This is a genomic window from Paenibacillus dendritiformis (assembly GCF_021654795.1).
Classification (GTDB): Bacteria; Bacillota; Bacilli; order Paenibacillales; family Paenibacillaceae; genus Paenibacillus_B.
This window is the reverse complement of sequence record NZ_AP025344.1, coordinates 5,015,692-5,037,726: the sequence shown is the minus strand read 5'-3', so window position 1 is coordinate 5,037,726 and position 22,035 is coordinate 5,015,692. Positions and strand designations below refer to the sequence as shown.

Genomic DNA, 22,035 nt, shown 5'->3' with positions numbered 1-22,035 from the left:
AATCACTTAGGCCGCCCGAAAAATATTGGGGTAGGTGGGTCGCATCCTACGCGGATGCGTGGATTGAAATATAGGGACTATATGCGCGATTTGGCTAATGAGGCCGTCGCATCCTACGCGGATGCGTGGATTGAAATTGCTGGGTCCTGTCGTGCATTTGGGTATGTCCGTGTCGCATCCTACGCGGATGCGTGGATTGAAATTTTATTCCTGGCGTCGTGATGGTTGTGTCTGTGATAGTCGCATCCTACGCGGATGCGTGGATTGAAATCGACCGGATTGTTTAAGGCGTATCCACGGGACGGTCGCATCCTACGCGGATGCGTGGATTGAAATTGCTCCAAAATGCTGACTTGCAGATGTAATATGTCGCATCCTACGCGGATGCGTGGATTGAAATCAAAATACCTCTCAGGCGGCCTAATCGGAAAATGTCGCATCCTACGCGGATGCGTGGATTGAAATATGAGTCTTGAGAAGCGATATGACAAAACTATATGTCGCATCCTACGCGGATGCGTGGATTGAAATAAAGATTCGTAATATCTGCGAACAATCCGGTCTTGGTCGCATCCTACGCGGATGCGTGGATTGAAATATTGCTTTAAAGAAGCCGTCCGGAGTGAACTTGGTCGCATCCTACGCGGATGCGTGGATTGAAATTCGTTTAGCCGTGATATTCCACTGCTCGGGATGGCGTGTCGCATCCTACGCGGATGCGTGGATTGAAATTATACGCCAATATCAATCGAGCCGAAACGGTGGCGTCGCATCCTACGCGGATGCGTGGATTGAAATGTCCGCAAGACGGCGGCCATAGTCCGGCGACGGGGCGTCGCATCCTACGCGGATGCGTGGATTGAAATTCCCAGCGCTGACGATGCCACTTCGTCAAATATGTCGCATCCTACGCGGATGCGTGGATTGAAATGCCCGGGACGGTCGTGTCCGCACCCGGTCTCACGTCGCATCCTACGCGGATGCGTGGATTGAAATCTCCACGCTGTTCCGGCCCCTCCGGGGGACGGCTCGTCGCATCCTACGCGGATGCGTGGATTGAAATGCCCCAAATCACGGGCATGAAGCCGATTTTGTTAGTCGCATCCTACACGGATGCGTGGATTGAAATATGTAGATCTTTTCAATCGCATCTACCGGTTGCACGTCGCATCCTACACGGATGCGTGGATTGAAATTTCGAGTTTTCTTATCGGATCTTCCCGCATCTCAGTCGCATCCTACGCGGATGCGTGGATTGAAATCGCGATGCAACTACCAAAGCCGCGACGCTAATGGTCGCATCCTACGCGGATGCGTGAATATTGCTATGCTCTTGAACGGCGGGATGTTTGGTCGCGTCCAAATGCGATGAAGCGGAATGGAACAATGCTTCCCAGTCCGGGCATGGTGGCTGTTCGTTGGAATGAGAGGCGGCGGAATCCATAACGCAGTATGCCTGAGCTGTCTCGCACTTTTTGTCGCATCGTGCCGGAGTGCAGGGCATAAATCAATGCATAGCCATAGACCGCTCCCTCTGTGCACTCTCCCCTTCGGTCAGAAATGTGCTCGTTCTGAGCGGATGGGAGAGTGCTCATAAGGAAGAGAAGAGGGGAAGAATGCCCCGAGCACAGAGCGGAGGATCGTGGGGTAAAAGGCAAAGAGCCCCGCCCAGACGACGGCACATCGTGTCTTGAGCGGGGCAACGGATTTTGCTCCGAGGGGATACGTTAAGCGTTGGTCCACCAAGAAAAGCTCCCCTCACGTTCCCGGTTTATTCGGAGGCGGGCAAGACGCCCTTCAATGGAATGTCGGTCGTTATGCGGCGCACTCCCAGATCGTACAGCTTGCGGGCATCGGCTTCGTCGCGGATCGTCCACGCAGCGAGGCTGAAGCCTTTCTCCCGCGCGATGGCGACGATGTCAGGATGTTTCAGCACGGCGTGATAATACAGCAGCAGCGCCGCATGGCCGAGCCCGGTCAACAGGTCGAGATCGACCAGTTTGTCTGAGAGCCAGCCTACCTCGATATCGGGATGCAGGCTTCGAATCAGGCGCAAATTATCCACATGGAATGAAATGATCATGGTCCGTTCCGTCAATTTATAGGTATCCAGCAAATGCAGCAGCCCGGCCGCTTCCTGCTCGTTAATGCGCTCTTTCAATTCCAGCTGCAGGCCGGCCTGGCCCTCGGACAGCAGCGCCAGCACCTCTTCGAGGAGAGGGATGCCGCTTCCGGCGTAATCCGGATGGAATTTGATGCCGGCGTCCGCCTGCTGCAGCTCCGCCACGGTCTTGCTCCGGACAGGTCCCGAGCGATCTGTCGTCCGGTCCAGCGTGTCGTCATGAATGACGACCGGGACTCCCTCAGCCGAATGGTGCACGTCAATCTCCAGCGCATCCGCGCCCATGTCAAGCGCCCGCCGGAACGCGATCATCGTATTTTCGGGAAAAAGGGCGGCGTAGCCGCGATGGGCGACGATTTCCACAGGGTTCTTTGGTAAGGGAACAGTCATGAAAAGTCCTCCTTCGGTGTTGAGGATATGTAACAGCATCGTTGAATTATTGGGTCGGCTAGCTGTCGGCTGCTTGTACGTCGGCTAGGAAATCTGCAGGCTGCCGCTTGCTTGCCATGCATAACGATTCGAAACCGATTATACTGGAAGCATGACAGGAGAACAATGGAGAATTGCCGACAAAATCATATGAATATTGTAAAAGGCATCGCCTGTTCTAGAGGAGGAATAGAGATGACAGACCAATCGAAGCAGCTTCCAGAACTATTCCACGGCGAAGAAGGTTCCGGCTCAGGTTCCGACAGATCCGGCAGACGGTGGAGCGTCACGTTCTGGGGAACCGGAGACTCGATGGGCGTGCCGCGCGTATATTGCGCTTGTCCGGTATGCGAGGAGGCGAGGAAGGAAGGCGTGAACCGGCGCTACCGTTCGTCCGTGCTGCTCGAACGGGGCGAGGAACGGCTGCTCGTCGATCGCGGGCCCGACTGGACGGGGCAGATGGAGAGAGCGGGGCTGTTTTGGCTGGATGATATTTTGATTACGCATGCGCATCAGGATCATATCGCAGGCTTGACGGCCTACGCGGATGCCTGCCGCTGGTTGAAGCGGCAAGGGCGGGCGACGATGCCGCCCGAGGTCGGTGAGACGATACGGACGATGTATCCGTGGCTGGAACGGTATATAGAATTTCAATATATCGAGGGGCCATGGCGCTGGAAGGACTGGAGCATTCAGCCCATTCGCGTCAATCACGGCAAAAACGGCTATTCGTACGCTTATCGCTTCGATCCATGGACAAGCGGAAGGCCCGCAAGGGAGAACAAGCCGGAAGTTCAGAGCTGGCTTTATGCCTCGGATGCGATCGGGCTCGGCGAGCAGGAGCTGGCCTGGTTCCGGGAGCTGGATCTGTTGATTCTCGGGACGAATTTCGTCCATGAGGAGGCCCCTTACGAGACCCGCTCGGTCTATGATATGCGGGAAGCGGTGGAGGTTCTTCGCGAGGTGAAGCCGCGCCGGACGGTGTTCACTCATTTATCTCACGGCGTCGACCTCCGGGAAAAATATCCTCAGCTGCCGCCCTCGGTAACGCTGGCCCGCACGGGGTTGGTCATTCCGCTGCAATAAAAAAAGAAAGCCGCCGGGAACGGGCACGGCGGCGAAAGGCTGGCGTTACGGCTGGTTGAGGACGAATTTCTCGATGACATGACGCACGCCTTCCTCGTTGTTGGTGCGGGTCACGTAATCGGCCACGGCCTTGAGCGAGTCGACGGCGTTGCCCATGGCGACGCCGAGCCCGGCCGTCTCGATCATGTCATGATCGTTCCACGAATCGCCGATGGCGATCGTCTCCTCCAGGCTGCAGCCGACATGCTCCGCCAAATGGCGCAGGGCGCTGCCCTTGGTTCCTTCCCGGTGCGTTATTTCCAGGAAGTGAGGCTTGGACTTCGTAATATGGACATCCGGCCCAAGCAGCTCTTTCAATTCGGCGGCGGCCGCATCCAGCGTCGCCGGCTCGTCGATGATGAGCATTTTAGTGGAAGGGGAAGCGAGCAGCCGATCGAAATCCGGTTCGATCGTATAAGGAATATCGGATAGCTGCGCATAAGCGATCAGCTTGTCGTTTTCCTGGCGGGCGTACAGATGATCGTCGATATAGAGCTGAAGATGAAGCCCGCGTTCGTCGCAATAGCGGAGCAGGCGCATCGCTGCTTCCTTCGGCACGGCCCGCTCGTACAAAATATGGCCGTCCATCACGTTTTTGACGAGGGAGCCCTGGTAGGTGATCAGCGGAACGTTCAATCCGGTCTGCATGGCCAGGTTGCGGGCGGATGCGTACATGCGGCCCGTAGCGAGCGTGACCGCAGCGCCTGCGGCAACCGCCCGCTCCAGCGCGCGCTTCGTGCCGGGCGTAATCTCCTTGTCGTCCGTAATGAGCGTATCGTCGATATCAATGGCAATAAGCTTGTACAATGTCGATGTCTCTCCTTTTTTCGAGCCGCCCGGCATGCTCTCGAGATCAGACCGGCGCTCCGATGATAGTCAATAGCTGCTAGAATCTCTCCCTCTATTGTACCGCATGCCGCCCCCATTTCAATTCGGCGACGAGCATTCCCGCCAAAATCAGCAGGCAGCCTACCACCGCCCACAGGCCGAGCGTCTCTCCGGCGAAGGTAACGCCCGTAATCGCAGCGAAAACCGGCTCCATCGCGAAGATGACGGCGACTCTGCTGGCCGAGGTATATTGCTGGCACCACGTCTGCGCCCAGTACGCGAAGGCGGTGGAGATGCATATGGAGATCAGAAGGGCGACGATGACCTCCGGCTCCGCGAGCGCTTCCCGCAGCGCCGCGCCCGTAAGCTGCGGCTCGAACAGGAAGGAGCTGCCGGCGGCGGCCAGCGCGACGGCCGCGAACTGCACCGTGACGAGCGGGACGGTATTATGGATGGCCGCATATTTCCCGGTGAAGGCGATATGGAGGGCGAAGCAGAACGAGCACAGGAGCACGTAGCCGTCGCCCTCATTCAAGTGAACCGCACCGCCATTGAAGGCGAGAAAATAGAGCCCGGCCAGCGCCAGAGCGGCAGCAATCCAGGTAGGTGGCTGCAGGCGCTGCTTGGCCAGCCACAGGCTGATAAAGGGCACGAGCACAACCGACAGCCCGGTAATGAAGCCGGCATTGGTCGTCGTCGTGTAGACGAGGCCGATGGTCTGGAAAGCGTAACCCCCGAACAGGAACAAGCCCAGCAGCGTGCCGTGCAGAAGCAGCGCCCGCGTCCCTGAGCGGCTGAGGCTCCGGCGCTTTCTGGCCAGCAGCGCGACGAGGCCGAACAGGAGGGCGGCCCCGGCGAATCTTACGGCGTTGAAGGCTAGCGGGGGCAGGACGAAGACGGCATGCTGAACCACGAGGAAGGTGCTTCCCCATACGAGAGCGACAAACAACAAGCAGAAATCCGATGCGAATTTTCGATGTTTCACCGCAAGCGACGCTCCTTTGATGTGCATATGAATTTTCAAATTTTACAGCAGGCGCGGCGAGTTGGCAACAACGCCGTGCATCGCTTCGATCCGTTTCCCTGCATGCGGGGCCCGGGACGGGGCGTACCTGGAGGGGAATCGTTGTGGACGGGTTATTTTCCGGTTCGGTATAATGAGGGGAGAACGAGGAATGGAAGTGAATCCATGATGACCACTGGCGAGCATACGAACACGCTTCTCCTGATACGGAGCTTATATCCTTCATTAACGAAAACGGAGAAGAAAATCGCGGACTGCGTGCTGAGAAGCCCGGACGAGGTCCTGTACGCGACGGTGACGGATCTGGCCGAGAAGTCGGATGCCGGCGAGACGTCGGTGCTGCGCTTCTGCCGCAACCTGGGCTATACCAGCTACCAGGAGTTCAAGCTGTCTCTGGCCAAAGATCTGGTGACGCCGCTCAAGCATGAAGAGAGGGAGATCGACGAGGAGGACGATCTGGCGGCCGTGGCGCAGAAGATGACGCTGGAGAACATCGCTTCGCTGGAGCATACGCTGTCCCTGTTGAATAGGAAGGACCTGCAAGCAGCGGCGGAAGCCATCATCCGTTCCAGCCGGATCTTTTTCTTCGGCGTCGGCTCATCCGCCATGACCGCGATGGAGGCGCAGTACCGCTTCATGCGGTTGGGCTTCGCGGGGGAGGCGATATCGGATCCGCATCTGATGGCGATGAACGCGTCGCTGATGACCGATCAAGATGTCGTATTCGGCATCTCCACCTCGGGCAGCACGAAGGATCTGGTCGATGCCGTGCGACTGGCGAAGGAGAACAACGTCTTTTTCATCTGCCTAACGAGTCATGCCAAATCGCCGCTTACGAAATACGCGGATTCGAACCTGCTGATCCACGCGAAGGAGACGCCGCTTCAGGACGGGGCGTTCTCTTCCAAAATCGCGCAAATTCATGTGCTCGACATGTTGTCCGCCGCCGTGGGGCTGCAGGCGAAGGAGAGGGCGCACCGCGCTCTCAACCGGACGGCTCAGGCCGTGCAGGACAAGTTGTACTGAATCGAATGGCGGCCTGGCGCCCATGCGCGGGCCCAAACATAGGCAGGCCCGGGCTGTCTTGGCATCCAAGACCGTCCGGGCCTGTATGATCTATTCGTTCAGCATGACGAGTCCGATGAAGTCTTCCGCGCTGATATTGCCGAGATAGTGGGTGATGTCCATATCGGCAAGCGCTTCGCGAACCGCCTGCTCCTCATAGCGGACGCCCTGCAAGCGGGCCTCGATGTCGCTGACTTCGCCGACTCCGAAGAAGTCGCCGTATATTTTCATGCGCTGAATCAATCCGTCCTCGACATCCATGCGCACGTCGACGATTCCGGCCGGAAACTTCTTCGAGTGCTCCACATTGAATTTCGGCGATGAGCCATAATTCCAATCCCAGTTCTGATAACGTTCCCGCGAGATGCGGTGAATCGTCTCCCAATCCTGCTCCGACAGCTTGTACTGCGGCACCTGATCCGGTTCCATCCCGAAAATATGGCGCAGGATCGCGTTCCTGAACTCCCCGATGCTCATCGGCTCGGCGAGAAACTCGGAAATGTTCGCGACGCGGGAGCGGATCGATTTCGTTCCTTTGGATTCGATTTTGATCGGCTTGACCTTGAGCGCCGAAGCGACATGCTCCATCTCCGAATTGAACAGCAGCGTACCGTGGCTGAACATGCGCCCGCGCGTGGAGAATTGGGCATTGCCGGATATTTTCTGCTCTCCGATCTGGATGTCATTGCGTCCGGTCAAGTCGGCATTGACGCCGAGGGAGCGGAGCGTATCGATGACCGGCTGCGTAAATTTGCGGAAATTGTGAAATGATTGCCCGTCATCCTTCGTGATGAAGCTGAAATTCAAATTGCCTGTATCGTGATACACGGCGCCTCCGCCCGACAGGCGGCGCACAACGTGGATGTTGTTCGCTTTGACGTAATCGCTGTTGATTTCTTCGATCGTATTTTGATTTTTCCCGATAATGATGGAAGGCTCGTTGATATAGAATAACAAATAGCTGTCTTCTTCCAGCGGCAAATGCTTCAGAACAAATTCCTCGATCGCCAGGTTGACGCGAGGATCGGTGATGCCTTGGTTGTCGATAAACTTCATGGCTCGTCCGCCTCCTTCTTCTGTTAATTGTAATCAATTTGGAACAAAACACAACTTGCATTTGATATTGATAATCGTTATCAAATATAATAGGAGTATCGGATGCATAAAAGAGATTAAGAGGAAAAAGTCATTCAAGGAGGATAAACCATGTCAATTGCAAATACAATTCGGGAACGCCGGAGCATTCATCGCTTCTCGGATCGGCCTGTCGATAAAGAACTGGTGCTGTCTCTGCTGAAGGATGCCGTCTGGGCTCCCAATCATGGGATGCGCGAGCCATGGCGTTTCATTTATGCGGCGGGAGAGGCGAAGAACCGGCTTGTCCGCTGCGTGATGGAGCTCGTCGAAGGAACGAAGATGAGAGGCTGGGACGAAGAGAAAAAGGAGAAGTTCATTCAGACGAATCTGGCTGTGCCCGCGTACCTTATCGTTGTCATGCCCGAGGATCCGCGGCCGAACATTTGGGAAGAGGATCTGTCGGCCGTCAGCGCCCTGATTCAGAACTTCCAACTGCTGGCGTGGGAACAAGGGCTCGGAATGCTGTGGCATACCGGGGACTATATTTATAATCGCAAGTTCCGCGAGACGGCGGGAGTGCAGCCGGGCGAGAAGATTGTCGGGGTGCTTCGCATGGGGCATTTTGATGAGATTCCGCCGGCCCGCCCGCGTACGGACGCGTCGGAACGCTTCACCGAGCTCTCTTAAAATCATACTTAAGACTGACAAGCGCAGGGCCCAGGGCCGCTGCGCTTGCTTCATGTTGTCAATGTCAGGAATCGAAGTAATCGTTTTCATAATTAGGGAGGGTCTGAGGAGTCGGCTTTTTGATAGCGGTAGTACAGCATCAGCTCGACCGTATACTTGATGATCCAGGCGGCCAGCAGCACGCTGACCAGCAAATGAGCGCTGACGAGCGGGGACAGCAGCAGAGTGCTTGTATCGGACACATAGATCAGATAAGCCGCGCAGCAGGCCACCGAGAGCACGAGAAAGACCAATCCCATCTGGTTCGCTTGCAGCGAGATCAGACGTGACAATTCCTTGTCCTCGGGCTCGTCTTTGGACATGAAATTCACGAAGTACATAACGGCCTGCACGACGGCGGCGACGCCGAATACGTTGCGGGCCAGCGCCATCATCTCTGTGCTGTACAAACCGATGTCGCCTTTGAGGCGAAACAGTATCACCGCGTAATAGGTAGTGACGATAATGGCGGCGCCCAGGGATGCCCATGATGTTTTGTGATGCACCGACATAATTGAACCTCCTTGAGCTTGACATAGCATTGCGCCAATACCGGTCTGCAATGTGATTATACAGCATTTAACAGTCGTGTTACAGTGTGCGATGTGCCAATGTTTTTCGGCATTTCGTAGAAAAGGAAAAACCGTTTGACGAATGGGTCTGACTTACGCATAATGTACCATGAGAAATCATGCGCGTCCTGCTTCCTCCGCCTGTCCTCGGGCGGGACCGGGGAGCATGGAGCGTACGGCAGAACAAGGGCAGACCGGACCGATTGACGATGGCGGAGCTCCAAGGGAACAACCGCTATAGAGATATTGTACGCGACCGTCTGTCCGTCTTCAAGGAGGGGCTTATGGTCACAATTGAACGGTTTGGACATGGAGGAGACGTATGGACGGCGGCGGAGGCTTTCGGGCGAACGAGCGGCGAATTCGTGGATTTCAGCGCGAACATCAATCCGCTCGGACCGCCGCCGTCCGTCATGGCGCGGCTGAAGGAGGAGCTGGCCGGCATTGTTCATTATCCCGATCCGGGGCACCGGCGGATGAAGGAGGCGTTGTCCCGCCGCCTTCAGGCAGGTACTGAGCATCTGTTGATCGGCAACGGGGCGGCCGAGTGCATGGCGCTGGCGATTCTGGCGCACGCGCCGCGCACGGTCGGCGTGGTGGCACCCTGCTTCTCGGAATACGAGGCGCTCTCAAGGCAATTCGGCGCGGACGTCGTCCGTGTCATCGGACAGGCTTCCCGGGATTACCGGGCGGAGTGGCCGGAGCTTGAACGGCTGATTGCGGATGCCGATATGGTCTTCCTCGGGCAACCGAACAATCCGACCGGCGCCGTATACGAGCGCCGGATGCTGGAGGAAGCGGGACGGCTGGCGGAGCGGAACGGAACGCTGCTGATTGTGGACGAGGCGTTCATCGATTTTCTCCCGAACGAGGAAGAGGCGAGTCTGCTGCGGTTCGCGGCGGACAACCGGAACGTGCTTGTCATCCGGTCGCTGACGAAATTTTATGCCATTCCGGGCCTTCGCCTCGGGTATGCGGCGGGGCATCCGGATACGATACGCGCGCTGGCTTCGAAGCAGGTCACGTGGAGCGTGAACGGGCTGGCGCTGGCCGCCGGCGAGGCGCTGCTCCTCGACGAAGCGGCGGACGACTACGCGGAACGGACCCGAAGCCTGGTTGCCGGCGAGCGGGAATGGCTGAGCGGGCAGCTGGCCTCGCTTGGCCTGCGCCTCTGGACGAGCCAGGCGAACTTCCTGCTGGCGGAGGCCGCGGCGCCGTGGAGCGCCCGGCGCTTGCAGGAAGAACTTGGACGCCGGGGCGTCCTCATCCGCAATTGTGACGGGTATGCGGGCCTGGGGGCCGGACATTTCCGCATCGCGGTGAAGGACCGTCCGGCAAATAAACGTCTAGTCGAGGCCCTGCAAGCTGTGTTACATTTATAAGATGTGGATCCTGCAATGGGCGAAGGCCTCCATCCGTTGGCTTTGCCCGTTGCCGGGATAGCAGGAACGAGAGGCAAGGCCGTCCGGCTTTCGGCTCGAGTCATCAATATGGCTCTGCACGCGCGTGTTCGTGTTCAAAAAACGGTTACTCCATCGCCGGGGAAGTGCCGGGAATCGGGGCCTTTTTGGAACGGCAGTGGTGAAAGCCAGGCGCAGGCGGAGCGGACAAGCAAGGGGGAAGCGGGATGCAGCCTTGCCGTGAAGGCATTCGGAGCTATGCATCGGAAGTTATGGCCGGCGTGACGGTAAGCTGGAGGAGCGATACGATGACCGTGGAGCTGCCGCATCGGGCTCCGGTATGGAGCAGCGCGGTATGGAACGGGGGAACCGCGCTGGCATCGCGCATAGTGAACCGGATGGTTCAGTCTGGCTTCGACTGCTCCGATCCGGTGGCCTATATGAAGGAGCTATGCCTGCAGCAAGGGTATGCTCCGGATGCGACCGTCGGCCTGATGACGGCGGCGAAGGTGACCCATGCGTCCGTCATGGAAGAGGAGGGAGACGGCTTCTCCCTGCTGTGCGTGACGACGGCCGGGACGGGCAACGCCGCCCGCGCCGGGCTGCCGCGGCAGGTGTACTCGGCTTGCGAGCCGCTGAAGCCGGGCACGATCAATACGATCATCGTGCTGGACGGCAGGCTTGCGGAAGCGGCGGTATGGAATGCGGTCATGACCGCGACGGAAGCCAAGTGCGCCGCGCTGGACGACCTGAAGGTGACCGACCGGGAGACGGGCCGTGTCGCGACGGGGACGACGACCGATGCGGTGGCGATCGCCATCGTCGACAGCGGGCGCTACGAGGCCGTTCACCGCTATGCGGGCACGGCGACGACGCTGGGCGCCGCCTTGGGGCGGCTGGTGTACGGTACCGTAGCGGAATCGGTGCGCACGCAGCGGGAAGACGACGGGCCGCTGTTCGAATAAGAGAAGCAGGCGCCCCGCTGCCAGGCAGCCGGGAAATGCGGCCGCCTCGGGAGTAAGGAGTGGGCTGCAGGCAAGAGGAGTCGGTTAGCAATCATGATCGCGGCATTAATCATTATCACAGCATATGTATGGGATCGGATTGTTGGCGATCCGAAGTGGCTTCCTCATCCGGTCATCGGCATGGGGAAAGCGATCTCGGCCCTGGAACGCCTTCTCCGGAAGGCGGCTCGGTCCGAAGCGGCGCTCAAGCCGCTGGGCTTCTTGCTGCCGCTGGTGATGGCGGGCGGGGCATTTGGCTTGACGTGGGCCGTGCTGGCCGGGCTCTATGCCGTCAACGTCTGGCTGGGCGCGGCGGCGGAGGCGCTTCTGATCGGCACGACCATCGCCACGAAAGGGCTTCGCGACGCCGGCATGGCTGTCCATGCCCGGCTGGCGGCAGGAGATCTGGCCGGGGCGCGGCGCGAGGTCGGCATGATCGTGGGAAGGGACACCGAGACGCTCGATGAACCGGAAATTACCCGCGCCGCCGTCGAGACGGTCGCCGAAAATATTATGGATGCCGTCATCTCGCCGCTCTTCTACGCGGCCATCGGCGGCGCGCCGCTGGCTATGGCCTATCGGGCCATCAATACGCTGGATTCCATGGTCGGCTATAAAAATGAGAAATACGCCAATCTCGGTTACGCCTCGGCGCGGCTTGACGATCTGGCGAATTGGATACCGGCGCGCTTGACCGCGCTGTTGATCGTTATCTCCGCCCTGTTCGGCTATGACGCGAAGCGGGCGTGGAAGACGGCGCTGCGCGACGCGCCGCAGCATCCGAGCCCGAACAGCGGCTGGCCGGAAGCGGCCACTGCCGGAGCGCTCGGCATCCGCCTTGGCGGGTTGAATTGTTACAAAGGCGTATGTTCCTTCCGCGCCTATATGGGCGATCCCGTCGTCGAGACGGGAGGGGAGCATATTGCGGCAGTGTGCAGACTGCTGGCCCGAAGCACGCTGCTCTTCGCCATCCTGGCCGCAAGCCTCCTCTGGGCCTGCGGCGGATGGCTCCTGTAGACGAAAGGCGAATGAAGGAGTAATGGGATGAAATGAAACAAAAGCGCACATACAAAGCTCCCCCCGTTCGCCGCAAGCGGCGTCACACAGGAGCTAGAAGACAAGCCCGGCCCAAGCCTCCGCGCTGCGGCACCCGGCATATCCGCCGCCGTGCGGGCGCGTCCAGCGTCATCGTGCGGTTCGCGCTCGTCAGACATTCGCTGACGCAGGCGAATGTGGAGCGGCGGTATATCAGCTATACGGACAGCCCGCTGCTTCCGGAAGCGGAAGAGGTGCTGCGGCCGATGCGCAGGGCGGTGGCCCATCCGGCGCCGCTCCTGTATACGAGCGATATGCGCCGCTGCCGCGAGACGCTGGCTCAGCTGCGCCCGCGCGATGCGGAACGGGCTCATGTCGACACAAGGCTGCGCGAATACGATTTTGGCATGTGGGAAGGCTTGACGTACAACGATCTGAAGGAGGATCCGTCTTACCGCCGCTGGCTTGACGATATGACCGCCGTGCAACCGCCGCGCGGCGAGCCGTGGCAGACCTTCAGCACGCGGACGGCGCATGTCTGGTGGGAGATTCTGCAGAAGGCCGGCAGACAGACGGCTGTGGCGCCGGGTCAACGCGTCCGCGGCAATCGCCAGCGGCGGGAATGCGAATCGGACAGGGATATGCCCGATCAGGGAGGCGAACGGGGCAGAACGGCCCGGCTGCGCCGGAAGCGTCCCCGCCAGGTAGGCAACGCGTATGAGGCGCGGCCCGATGTGCTGGTCGTTACGCATGGAGGCATGGTGCGGAGGCTGTACACGCTCGCCTTCCCGAAGAAGACATTCTGGGAAGCTGCCGTCCCGATCGGGGCGGGGATTTTGATTACGGCTGCCAAGTCTCCCCGCCGCTGGAAGTTCCTGCGGGCGGAGCGGCTGCCATGATGGAACGAACGGGGGGAAGCGGCGGAACAGACAGATGCCCTATAGGATGTGACGAATGTTATTGCATGGACAGGGCGATTCCCCTATAATCAATAGTCAAGCAAGATGGAAGACAAGCGAATAGCAATCTATCGGGTCCTTGCGCCGTACAAGCAGTAAGCTTGTGCCCAAGGATAATAGGGAAGCCGGTGTGAATCCGGCACGGTCCCGCCACTGTAAATGGAGTGCTGCGCTCACAATGCCACTGTCTCCGCGGATGCAAGCGATCCGCCGATGGGAAGGCGAGCTCGGCAAGATGCTCCTAAGTCAGGAGACCTGCCCGATAGGAGGACGAGTTATTTCCTTCGCGGAGAGGAGCGGCGTCATTTGGAACGGACTTCCCGTTGCTGCTGGGCGGACATGCTGTGTAACAGCGTGAGATCGCCAGGCGGTTCGGAGTGGAAGATCCCATCCAGGAGACTGCGTTCCCCCGATCCCAGGATCGGGGGTTTTGCGTTGGTGCGCTCTTTGACAATCCCCCCCTCAAGCGGATGGGAGAACCGGACTGGCAGGATGCCGCGCCGGGGATAACTCGGAGCCGGCCCTTCCGGGGGAGGGAACGGCATTTGCATCACTTCGCAATCATTGAGGCATCACATATTCAGGTAAGTGAGGGAGAACAAATGATGAGCAAATGGTGGAACAAAACGATAGCGGTCGCGGCAGCGGCCGTGCTGGCTTTGAGCTTGGCTGCTTGCGGGTCGGGTCCGGCGAAAGAGGCGGACAAGGCTCCTGAGACAGCGCAGCAGCAGGAGAACGGCAATGCGGCTTCCGAGGCCGGGAAGACGGCCTATCCGTTGACCGTGAAGGATGCGACCGGGCATGAATTCACGTTCGACAAGGCGCCGGAACGGATCATTTCCGTCTCGCCGGCCGAGACGGAGTCGCTATTTGCCCTTGGTCTTGGCGACCAAATCGTCGGCGTATCCGATTATGACGACTATCCGGCAGAAGCGTCCCAGAAGCCGAAAATGGGCGGCATCACGAAACCGAATGAGGAAGCGATCATTGCGGCGAAGCCGGATGTCGTCTTTACCGGCATCTCGATGAAGGAAGAAGCCGTCAACAAATTCCGCGAGCTGGGCATTGAAATTTTCAAGGTCGAGCCGAAAACCTATGATGACGTAATCAGCAATATCGAGCTGTACGGTCTCATTACCGATCATCAGAAGGAAGCGAAAGAGATTACCGATCAGATGAAAAAGGTGCGCGATGACGTAACGGAAGCGGTCAAAGGCGTCACCGAGAAGAAGAAGGTCTATATTGAATTCTCGCCGGGCTGGACCGTCGGCAGCGGCGAATTCATGAACGAGCTGATCGAGCTGGCGGGCGGCGTCAATATTGCGGCGGCGGACATGACCGGCTGGAATCAGATTAATGAGGAGAACATCATCAAGGCGAATCCGGACGTTATTCTGTTCGCGAAGGAACTCGTCGACAGCGAGACGAACAAGACGCTGGAAGACATTATTCGCGGACGCAGCGGGTGGGAAGCCATCACCGCAATCAAGGACAATCAGCTGTTCGGACTGGACAACAACAAGCTGAGCCGCCCGGGCCCGCGCGTGGCCGAAGCGCTGCAGGATGTGGCGAAGGCGATCTATCCTGATTTGTTCAAATAGATGATGGGATGGACATATCGATGAAAAAAGGGTTGGGCTTTGGAGTAGCGATGTTGGCGCTGCTCCTTTTATCTATTGTAGGCTGCCTGTCCGTCGGATCGGTGAAGATGCCGATGGGCGAGATTGCGAAAATATTGCTGCATCATGTTCCCGGGCTGGAATCCCTCATTCCCGTCACCTGGGACGACGCTTCCGCGACCATTATGCTCAAGGTCCGCTTCCCGCGCGTCGTCCTCGCGATGCTCGTCGGCGCGTCGCTGGGATTGGCCGGGACGGGCTTCCAGGGCGTGCTGCGCAATCCGCTGGCGGATCCGTACACGCTGGGCGTGTCTTCCGGAGCTTCCGTCGGCGCCGCGTTCCTGATCTACTTCGGTCTGCAGTATGCGCTGCTGGGCCAGTGGACGGTTCCGATCGTCGCCTTCATCACTGGCACGCTGACGCTGTTGGCTGTCATGCGCCTGGCCAGGGAAGACGGCAAAATCCCGATCGAGACGCTGATTTTGGCCGGTGTCGTCACGCAGGCGTTCCTCGGTTCGATCGTCTCCTTTCTCGTCGCGATGTCGAAGCAGACGATCAACGAGATTTTGTATTGGGTCATGGGGAGCCTGGCGCTGCGGGGCTGGTCTTATTCGGCCGTGCTGGCGCCCTATATGGCGCTCGGGCTTATCGCCTTGATCGCTTATGCCCGCCCGCTCAATCTGCTGGCCCTCGGAGAGCGGCAGGCGTCTCATCTCGGGCTTCATGTCGAGCGCACGAAGTGGGTCGTTCTGCTCGTATCGACGTTCATTACGGCGGCCGCCGTCTCCGTATCGGGGGTTATCGGCTTCGTCGGGCTCGTCGTCCCGCACATGATTCGGCTGCTGGTCGGCCCGGACTATCGCTTGCTAGTGCCGTTGTCGGCCGCGGGCGGAGCGATCTATGTCATGTGGGCAGATACGATTGCGCGGACGGCGCTGGCACCGACCGAGATACCGCTCGGGGTGGTGACCGCCTTCATCGGCGCGCCGTTCTTCGCGTATCTGCTGATCCGAAATAAACGGTCGAAACGGAGGAAATGGTCATGAAGCCGGGAACAGCGTCCGGGCGGATCAACCCGGGAGAGCCGATTCTTCAGGCCGGGCATATCAGCAAAAGTTATGGCAGCCGAACGGTGCTGAACGACGTCTCCTTGACCGTCCGCGCCGGAGAATGGGTCGGCATCATCGGGCCGAACGGCAGCGGCAAGTCAACGCTGCTGTCGCTGCTGTCCGGCGCCGATTCTCCGGCCAGCGGGCGGATTGAGCTTATGGGACGCTCCCTTCGCTCCTACTCGCGCAAAGCGCTGTCGCAGACGATGGCGGTCCTGCTCCAGGAGTCGCTTCCGCCGATCGGATACTCGGTCCGCGAGGTCGTCGAGATGGGCCGCTTCCCGTATCAGTCCTGGTTCGGCTCGGAGTTGGAGGACAGCGGCCCCTATATCGATTCGATAATGGAACGGCTGCAGCTGACGGAACTGGAGGAACGGCCGATCGACCGGCTCAGCGGAGGACAACGCCAGCGGGTCGCCCTCGCGAAGCTGATGGCGCAATCGCCGTCTGTCGTGCTGCTGGACGAGCCGACGACCTATCTGGACATCCGGTACCAGGTGCAGTTCATGGATGTCGTCCGCGACTGGCAGCGGGACTGCGGCTTGACGGTGGTCTCGGTGCTGCATGATCTGAACCTGGCGGCGCTGTATTGCGATCGGCTCGTCGTCGTGCATGAGGGGCGCATCGCGGCAGACGGCGCACCGGAGGATCTGATGTCGCCGGATGTCATCGCGCGCTACTTCGAGACCCGCGCCGCCATCGTGCCGCATCCGGGGAACGGGCGTCCGCAGCTGCTGATGTGTCCGGCCCATACGGAGGAGGAAGCGGAGACGGGGATAAAACAGGCGCAGAAGGAAGCGGAAGCCGGGACAGAGGGCGACGAGGCGGCAAGAGCATAAGGGAAGCGAGAACACGAAGGCGGCGACAGCCGGTAACAAGGGAAGCCGCGAACGGGAATCGGGCTGATTCCACGGCATGGCGGGAGATGGAAGGACGAACACGCAGGAAAAGGCTCATTTCTGTAATTGGGATGAACATCGATGGCACTGACAACTATGGAAAACGGAGATGAATGAGATGAATGCGATGAATGAACGGCTTAGCGAATTGATCGGGCGGATCCCCGCTCTGGACAAGACGGCGATGGAGGCGGCCGCCGGGCATCAAAATCAACTGACGAAGCCTCCGGGCAGCCTCGGGCTTCTGGAGGAGCTTGCGGTTCAATTGGCCGGCATTACCGGGACTGTTACACCGGAATTCAAGCAGAAGGCGATTATCGTGATGGCGGGCGATCATGGCGTCTGCGCGGAAGGGATCAGCGCCTTCCCGGCCGAAGTGACCCCGCAGATGGTCATGAATTTCCTTGCCGGCGGCGCGGCCGTCAATGTGCTGGCGCGTCAGGCGGGGGCTGAAGTCATCTGCGTCGATGTCGGCGTCAACGCCGATCTGAGCCACCCGCAGCTGCAATCGCGCAAGGTGCGCCGCGGCACCGGCAATATGGCCCAGGGTCCGGCGATGACCCGGGACGAGGCGGTGGCGGCGCTCATGGCCGGCGTCGATACGGTGAACGAGTGCGTCCAGGCCGGAATTCGCATGTTCTCTACCGGAGAAATGGGCATCGGCAACACGACGCCGAGCGCAGCCATTCTGTGCGCCTTGACCGGGTTGGCCCCGGAGGAGGCCGTTGGGCGGGGGACCGGCATCGGCGATGCGCAGTGGGCCCACAAATGCAACGTCGTGCGTCAGTCGCTTGAAGTCAACCAGCCCGATCGCAGCGATGCGCTGGATGTGCTCGCGAAGGTCGGCGGACTGGAGATCGCCGGACTGACCGGCGTCATTCTCGGCGCGGCCGCCCATCGGCTCCCGGTCGTCGTCGACGGCTTCATCTCCAGCGCGGCGGCGCTGGCTGCGGTTCGGCTCGCTCCGGCGGCGCAGCCTTATCTCATCGCATCGCATCTGTCCGAAGAACGCGGGCATGCCGCTTTACTGGCCGAGCTTGGCCTGAAGCCGGGCCTGCACTTGAATATGCGCCTTGGCGAAGGAACGGGCGGCGCTCTGATGTTCCCGGTTATCGATGCTTCGCTGCGCATTATGCAAGAGATGGCGACCTTCGCCCAAGCGGGCGTATCCAACAAAGACACGGACGATAGCGAGGGACAAGCATGACGGGCACGGCTGCCGGAGGAAATAAGCTTGTCCTCGTCACGGGCGGCGCTCGCAGCGGCAAAAGCGGCTTCGCGGAGCGGCTGTTCATGAAGCGCGTCCCGGATGGGGGCATCTATGTCGCGACCGCGGAAGCCCATGATGAGGAGATGCGCGACCGGATTTGCCGCCACCAGTCGGATCGGGAGCAATCGGGCTACGCCTGGAAGACGGTGAACGAGCCGCTCCAGTTGCCGGAATGGCTTGCCCGCACCAGCGCGGACGCAGGGGCCGCCCATGAAGGGCCGGCCGTGCTGGTCGACTGCCTGACGCTCTGGCTGTCGAACGAGCTGCTTCAGGCGGAGCGGCAATGGGGAGAGGCGCCGGAAGCCGAGCGTTATCTGGAGGCGCGCATCGAACGGCTGGCGGAGGAGGCCGGCCGCTTCCGCGGCACGCTGGTGATGGTGACGAACGAGGTCGGGGACAGCATCGTTCCCGTCTACAAGCTCGGCCGGATGTTCCGTGACGCGGCGGGCCGCTTGAACCAGCGCATCGCCGGGAAGGCGGATGAAGTGTATCTCGTGACCGCAGGCATTCCGATCGAGTTGAAAAGCCGGGAGGTGCGGCTATGAAGCGGACATGGCAAGGACTCGTTGCGGCGATGCAATTTCTGACCCGGATTCCTGTTCCGTTCTCGGTGCCGTTCACGAACGAGGTGCTGAAGCGAAGCACCTTCTTCTTTCCGCTGGCGGGCTTCTGCATCGGCGGGCTGGTCTGGGCGGCAGGCTGGGGGTTGATGCATCTGCTTCCCGTCTTTCCGGCGGCCGCGCTGACGCTTACCCTGGCCGTTGCGCTGCAGGGCGGGCTGCATATGGACGGCTGGATGGACACCGCCGACGGCGTGCTCAGCTCGCGTTCCCGCGAACGGATGCTGGAGATTATGAAGGACAGCCGCAGCGGGGCGATGGGCGTCATCGCCTGCGTTCTGCTGCTGCTGCTCAAATGGACGCTCCTCGTCTCTCTGATGGAGCTGGGCATGTGGAACGGCTGGGTTGTCGTACCGTTCATCTGGTCGCGCGCCGCGATGGTATTGGCGTTGGCGAGCAAGCCCCAGGCGCGCCCGGAAGAGGGGCTCGGCGGGTATTTCCTCGGCGTGAAGGCCGGGCACGTCACGATGGCCTATCTGCTCGGCTTCGCGCTTGCCGTCCTGGCCGCCGCGGCATCGGGAACGGCAGAGGCCGGAACGAGCTTAAGCGCGCTCACGGGACTGGGACTCTCATCTCCGGCCGCCGCCCTTGCGATGAGCGTAGGCGCGCCGCTGCTGTGCACGGCGGGGGCTTGTCTGCCGATGGAATATTTGTCGCGCAAGCTCGGCGGCCTGACCGGAGATACGTACGGCGCGATTAACGAATGGACGGAGGTCGTCGGCTTGCTGCTGCTTCTCCTGGCGGCATCCGGGAAAGGATGAAGGATATGAGCGAGAAATCCGGCGCCGCGCAAGGCGGGGAACAGACGAAGAAGACGGAAGGACGGCCGCGTGGGCGAACGATTATGCTCCAAGGAACCGCCTCCGATGTCGGCAAGAGCGTCGTGACGACGGCGCTATGCCGCATTTTCAAGCAGGACGGGTACCGGGTAGCCCCGTTCAAGTCGCAAAATATGGCGCTCAATTCGTATGTGACGCCGGACGGCAAGGAGATTGGGCGCGCTCAGGGCGTGCAGGCGGAAGCGTGCGGCATCGCGGCGACGACGGACATGAACCCGGTGCTGCTCAAGCCGACGAAGGACATGCATTCGCAGGTCGTCGTCCACGGCAAGCCTTATAAGAACCTGAGCGCCCGCGATTACCGGTCCGGCTTCCTGCCGGAAGCGAAGCGGACCGTGGTGGACGCAGTGAACCGGCTGCGCGCCGCTTACGATATCGTCGTCATGGAGGGGGCGGGCAGCCCGGCCGAAATCAATCTGAAGCAGAATGATATCGTCAATATGAACATGGCTGCCTGGGCGGAGGCTCCCGTCTTACTCGTGGCGGACATCGACCGGGGCGGCGTGTTCGCTTCGATCGTCGGTACCCTGGAGCTGCTAGAGCCGCATGAACGGGAGCGGGTGCAAGGATTCATCATTAACAAATTCCGCGGTGACGTCACGCTGCTGCAGCCCGGACTCGACTGGCTCGAAGAGCGTACGGGCATTCCGGTGATCGGCGTGCTGCCTTATGCCGACGATCTCGATATTGAAGCGGAGGATTCGGTCGCGTTGGAGCAGTGGAAAGGGAAGGCGCTCCCCGAGAACGACCTGGATATTGCGGTCGTGGGCTTGCCGCGCATCTCCAATTTCACGGACATCGATCCGCTGGCCGCGGAACCTGATGTGCGCATCCGCTATATTCGCCGGCCGGAGGAGCTCGGCGCGCCGGATGCCATCATTATTCCGGGGACGAAGAGCACGATGGCCGATCTCCAATGGATGCGGGAGAACGGGCTGGCCGACGCGTTGGCGGCATATGCGAAGGAAGGGGCCGTCACCGGCATTTGCGGAGGCTATCAAATGTTGGGCGTGCATCTGCGCGATCCGCATGGTGCGGAGGCCGAGGCGGGGGCGGTCATGGACGGCCTGGGGCTGCTCCCGATGGAGACGGTGTTCGCCGCCGACAAGCGGACGGAACGCGTGCGGGGAACAGTCATCGCCTCCGGACTGCGCGGGACGCCCCTCGAGGCATGCCCTATGGAAGGCTATGAGATTCATATGGGCCGTTCACTGCCGACCGCGGCGGATATCGTGGCCGAACCGCTGTTGGAGCTGCGGGCTGCGGACGAGGCGGATGCCGCTTCCGCCAGTCATGACGGCTTGCTGCACCCGAATGGACGCATCATGGGCACTTATTTGCATGGCTTGTTCCATAATGACGTCTTCCGCAGGGGCTGGCTCAACCGGCTTCGCGAGGCGAAGAGCCTTCCGCCTTTGCCGGTCCAATTAAACTTTGCCGCCCAGCGCGAGGCTGCTTTTGACCGCTTGGCGGATCGGGCTCGCAGCCACTTGGACATGGAGCGGATCTATCATATACTGCGGGTTGCGGAACCGCAGTCCTGACATCAGGGGGGCAACAATGCCGCCTCCCCGCTTGATGGTTACCGGATAGCGGACAGCCCGGCGCTTGCGATGCAGGCGCCGGGCTTTTGGCGTCCGCTCTATGGGGCTGGCGGAGGGGGCTTAGCCTCTTCGAAGTAACTCCCTTTTACTCAGGAACCTATCCCGTTCAAAGTGCTTTTGCCCGAGACGTACCGTGCCTCCCGATGTATTGGGCATTATGCCTCCGGGATTCTGACCCGATGGGAGAGTGGCCGTAAGGGAGAAAGACCGTTCCTTATCTCCCTGTTTCCCATGAGTGTTCCTGAGCACGTGTCTTTAGATTCCAAATCATGTCCCTTTCGCATGTATCTTTCGGTGTATCTCTCGCCTGTAAAGTATGTACCTCTCGCATGAAAGTATGTTCCTCTTGCATGTTTCCAAGCAAAGTCCCGGGGCAGGCCGGGAATAAGGCTGGTCCATTGATGCGGGGTGAGGCGGATAGCAGGTACGGAGAGCGAGCGTACCGGAACGGAAGACGGGCGCGCAGGAGGGACAAGGCGCACGGAAGGATGGGCCAAGCGACGGGAAGTACGGCAGGCGAAGGAGATGGATGCTTCGGGCTGTCGGCGCATTGGAATTCACTTGCCCCGAAGCCTTGAATTGGCAAGGGCCGTCCCCCAGGAAGCCGCTTGTGTTGCGGCTGTAAAGAGATTACAATCAAGGGAGTCTGGCTTGAGGCCGGGGTCCTTCTTTTTTTGTCCGCGTTTCCGGAAAGGAGAAGAAGGGTAAA

19 protein-coding genes, 1 CRISPR repeat array and 1 riboswitch (1 of these 21 only partly in view) are annotated in these 22,035 nt (G+C 60.0%); of the genes, 14 read left to right on the top strand and 5 right to left on the bottom strand.

All coding sequences use genetic code 11. From position 1 onward, the window contains the following. Window positions 1-1,327: a CRISPR direct-repeat array (repeat unit 32 nt; unit sequence GTCGCATCCTACGCGGATGCGTGGATTGAAAT) (it extends 228 nt beyond the left edge of the window). 444 nt (window positions 1,328-1,771) lie between these two features. Continuing rightward, window positions 1,772-2,512 (bottom strand): glycerophosphodiester phosphodiesterase, encoded by a 741-nt coding sequence (locus L6439_RS22255; protein ID WP_168178319.1) that lies wholly within the window; start codon window positions 2,510-2,512, stop codon window positions 1,772-1,774. A gap of 234 nt (window positions 2,513-2,746) precedes the next feature. On the opposite strand from L6439_RS22255, the gene L6439_RS22250 reads away from it, so the two are divergent. Next, window positions 2,747-3,637 carry an MBL fold metallo-hydrolase gene (locus L6439_RS22250; protein WP_213470818.1) on the top strand — a complete coding sequence of 297 codons (891 nt, stop codon included), beginning with the start codon at window positions 2,747-2,749 and terminating at the stop codon, window positions 3,635-3,637. A gap of 45 nt (window positions 3,638-3,682) precedes the next feature. Here the strand turns inward: L6439_RS22250 and L6439_RS22245 are convergent, their stop codons facing one another. After that, complete coding sequence (locus tag L6439_RS22245; protein ID WP_172879037.1) at window positions 3,683-4,519, bottom strand: Cof-type HAD-IIB family hydrolase; 837 nt, start codon at window positions 4,517-4,519, stop codon at window positions 3,683-3,685. 58 nt (window positions 4,520-4,577) lie between these two features. Then, window positions 4,578-5,489 carry a DMT family transporter gene (locus tag L6439_RS22240; protein ID WP_237096594.1) on the bottom strand — a complete coding sequence of 304 codons (912 nt, stop codon included), beginning with the start codon at window positions 5,487-5,489 and terminating at the stop codon, window positions 4,578-4,580. 207 nt (window positions 5,490-5,696) lie between these two features. Here L6439_RS22240 and L6439_RS22235 point away from each other — a divergent pair, with 207 nt between their 5' ends. Continuing rightward, window positions 5,697-6,554 (top strand): MurR/RpiR family transcriptional regulator, encoded by an 858-nt coding sequence (locus L6439_RS22235; RefSeq protein ID WP_213470867.1) that lies wholly within the window; start codon window positions 5,697-5,699, stop codon window positions 6,552-6,554. A gap of 90 nt (window positions 6,555-6,644) precedes the next feature. Here the strand turns inward: L6439_RS22235 and L6439_RS22230 are convergent, their stop codons facing one another. Then, complete coding sequence (locus tag L6439_RS22230) at window positions 6,645-7,649, bottom strand: lipoate--protein ligase (RefSeq protein WP_213470814.1); 1,005 nt, start codon at window positions 7,647-7,649, stop codon at window positions 6,645-6,647. Between the two features lie 150 nt (window positions 7,650-7,799). On the opposite strand from L6439_RS22230, the gene L6439_RS22225 reads away from it, so the two are divergent. Then, window positions 7,800-8,357 (top strand): nitroreductase family protein, encoded by a 558-nt coding sequence (locus tag L6439_RS22225; protein ID WP_168178315.1) that lies wholly within the window; start codon window positions 7,800-7,802, stop codon window positions 8,355-8,357. Between the two features lie 92 nt (window positions 8,358-8,449). Here the strand turns inward: L6439_RS22225 and L6439_RS22220 are convergent, their stop codons facing one another. Continuing rightward, a complete protein-coding gene (locus L6439_RS22220) occupies window positions 8,450-8,908 on the bottom strand; it encodes a phosphatase (RefSeq protein ID WP_213470812.1) in 459 nt (152 codons plus the stop codon). A gap of 344 nt (window positions 8,909-9,252) precedes the next feature. On the opposite strand from L6439_RS22220, the gene cobD reads away from it, so the two are divergent. The 11 genes from cobD to L6439_RS22165 all read left to right on the top strand — a co-directional run bounded on the left by cobD (window position 9,253) and on the right by L6439_RS22165 (window position 21,266). Next, the gene (gene cobD / locus L6439_RS22215) at window positions 9,253-10,350 is read left to right on the top strand and encodes a threonine-phosphate decarboxylase CobD (RefSeq protein WP_213470865.1); all 1,098 of its coding nucleotides are present in this window, start codon (window positions 9,253-9,255) and stop codon (window positions 10,348-10,350) included. 245 nt (window positions 10,351-10,595) lie between these two features. After that, window positions 10,596-11,333, top strand: a complete 738-nt coding sequence (locus L6439_RS22210) for an adenosylcobinamide amidohydrolase (protein ID WP_213470810.1) — start codon at window positions 10,596-10,598, stop codon at window positions 11,331-11,333. 93 nt (window positions 11,334-11,426) lie between these two features. After that, a complete protein-coding gene (cbiB, locus tag L6439_RS22205) occupies window positions 11,427-12,389 on the top strand; it encodes an adenosylcobinamide-phosphate synthase CbiB (protein WP_213470808.1) in 963 nt (320 codons plus the stop codon). 32 nt (window positions 12,390-12,421) lie between these two features. After that, entirely contained in the window at window positions 12,422-13,306 is an 885-nt protein-coding gene (locus L6439_RS22200; protein WP_172879036.1) for a histidine phosphatase family protein, read from the top strand. 116 nt (window positions 13,307-13,422) lie between these two features. After that, window positions 13,423-13,643, top strand: a riboswitch (cobalamin riboswitch). Window positions 13,644-13,971: 328 nt separating this feature from the next. Further along, complete coding sequence (locus L6439_RS22195; RefSeq protein ID WP_213470806.1) at window positions 13,972-14,967, top strand: ABC transporter substrate-binding protein; 996 nt, start codon at window positions 13,972-13,974, stop codon at window positions 14,965-14,967. A gap of 20 nt (window positions 14,968-14,987) precedes the next feature. Beyond that, complete coding sequence (locus L6439_RS22190) at window positions 14,988-16,031, top strand: FecCD family ABC transporter permease (protein WP_168178309.1); 1,044 nt, start codon at window positions 14,988-14,990, stop codon at window positions 16,029-16,031. Then, the gene (locus L6439_RS22185; protein ID WP_237096593.1) at window positions 16,028-16,933 is read left to right on the top strand and encodes an ABC transporter ATP-binding protein; all 906 of its coding nucleotides are present in this window, start codon (window positions 16,028-16,030) and stop codon (window positions 16,931-16,933) included. Before L6439_RS22190 ends, L6439_RS22185 begins: the two co-directional genes overlap by 4 nt. 187 nt (window positions 16,934-17,120) lie before the next feature. Continuing rightward, window positions 17,121-18,200, top strand: a complete 1,080-nt coding sequence (gene cobT / locus L6439_RS22180; protein ID WP_168178364.1) for a nicotinate-nucleotide--dimethylbenzimidazole phosphoribosyltransferase — start codon at window positions 17,121-17,123, stop codon at window positions 18,198-18,200. After that, on the top strand, window positions 18,197-18,808 hold the full coding sequence (gene cobU, locus L6439_RS22175) for a bifunctional adenosylcobinamide kinase/adenosylcobinamide-phosphate guanylyltransferase (protein WP_168178308.1): 612 nt from the start codon (window positions 18,197-18,199) through the stop codon (window positions 18,806-18,808). Before cobT ends, cobU begins: the two co-directional genes overlap by 4 nt. Next, window positions 18,805-19,644 (top strand): adenosylcobinamide-GDP ribazoletransferase, encoded by an 840-nt coding sequence (cobS, locus tag L6439_RS22170; RefSeq protein WP_168178307.1) that lies wholly within the window; start codon window positions 18,805-18,807, stop codon window positions 19,642-19,644. Before cobU ends, cobS begins: the two co-directional genes overlap by 4 nt. Window positions 19,645-19,649: 5 nt before the next feature. Beyond that, window positions 19,650-21,266 carry a cobyric acid synthase gene (locus tag L6439_RS22165; protein WP_237096592.1) on the top strand — a complete coding sequence of 539 codons (1,617 nt, stop codon included), beginning with the start codon at window positions 19,650-19,652 and terminating at the stop codon, window positions 21,264-21,266. The last annotated feature ends 769 nt before the right edge of the window (window positions 21,267-22,035 follow it).